General features: G+C 72.7%; 1 protein-coding gene. It reads left to right on the top strand.

Annotation, left to right across the window (positions count from 1 at the left end; all coding sequences use genetic code 11):
- Nucleotides 1–1,390, top strand: a 1,390-nt coding sequence (gene sucB / locus ACFU8Q_RS41470) for a 2-oxoglutarate dehydrogenase, E2 component, dihydrolipoamide succinyltransferase (protein WP_384465398.1), incomplete at its 5' end; no start/stop codon positions are given.
- Between the last annotated feature and the right edge of the window lie 17 nt (nt 1,391–1,407).

Here is a 1,407-nt window from a genome sequence, read left to right as displayed (position 1 = left end):
CGTCACCCTCCCGGCGCTCGGCGAGAGCGTCACCGAGGGCACCGTCACCCGCTGGCTGAAGGAGGTCGGCGAGGAGGTCACGGAGGACGAGCCCCTCCTGGAGGTCTCCACGGACAAGGTCGACACCGAGATCCCGGCCCCGGTTTCCGGTGTGCTGCTGGAGATCGTCGTCGCCGAGGACGAGACCGCCGAGGTCGGCGCCAAGCTCGCCGTCATCGGCGCCGCGGGTGCCGCTCCGGCGGCTGCCCCGGCTCCGGCCGCTCCGGCACCCGCCGCCGCCCCGGCCGCCCCGGCCGCCCCCGCTCCGGCTCCGGCTCCGGCCCCGGTGGCGCCCGCCGCCCCGGTCGCCGCTCCGGCTCCGGTGGCCCCGGCCGCTCCGGCACCGGCCGCTCCGGCACCCGTGGCCGCTCCGGCACCCGTGGCCGCTCCGGCTCCGGTCTCCCCGACGGCCCCCGTCGACGAGGGCGCGTACGTCACGCCGCTGGTGCGCAAGCTCGCCTCCGAGAGCGGTGTCGACCTGAGCACCGTCAAGGGCACCGGCGTCGGTGGCCGGATCCGCAAGCAGGACGTCGCCGCCGCCGCGGAGGCCGCCAGGGCCGCCGCTGCTGCCCCGGCCCCCGCCGCCGCGCCCGCCGCCGCCAAGGCGCCGAAGCTCGAGGCCTCCCCGCTGCGCGGTCAGACGGTCAAGATGACCCGCATGCGCAAGGTCATCGGCGACAACATGATGAAGGCGCTGCACTCGCAGGCCCAGCTGACCTCGGTCGTCGAGGTCGACATCACCAAGCTGATGAAGCTGCGCAACCAGGCGAAGGCCGCGTTCGCCGCCCGTGAGGGCGTCAAGCTGTCCCCGATGCCGTTCTTCGTGAAGGCGGCGGCCCAGGCGCTGAAGGGCCACCCGGTCATCAACGCCCGGATCAACGAGGACGAGGGCACCATCACGTACTTCGACTCGGAGAACATCGGCATCGCCGTGGACGCCGAGAAGGGTCTGATGACCCCGGTCATCAAGGGTGCGGGCGACCTGAACATCGCCGGTATCTCGAAGAAGACCGCCGAGCTGGCCGGCAAGGCCCGTGGTGGCGGTCTGACGCCGGACGACATGTCCGGTGCCACCTTCACCATCAGCAACACCGGCTCGCGCGGCGCGCTGTTCGACACCGTCATCGTGCCCCCGAACCAGGCAGCCATCCTGGGCATCGGTGCCACGGTCCGCCGCCCGGTGGTCATCGACCACCCGGACCTCGGCGAGACGATCGCGGTGCGCGACATGACGTACCTCTCGCTCTCCTACGACCACCGTCTGGTGGACGGCGCGGACGCCGCCCGTTACCTGACCTCGGTCAAGGCGATCCTGGAGGCCGGTGAGTTCGAGGTCGAGCTCGGCCTCTGAGCACCACGGTTGTAACC

The organism is Streptomyces sp. NPDC057543, assembly GCF_042801895.1.
Classification (GTDB): Bacteria; Actinomycetota; Actinomycetes; order Streptomycetales; family Streptomycetaceae; genus Streptomyces.
This window is presented reverse-complemented; position numbering and strand designations above follow the sequence as displayed.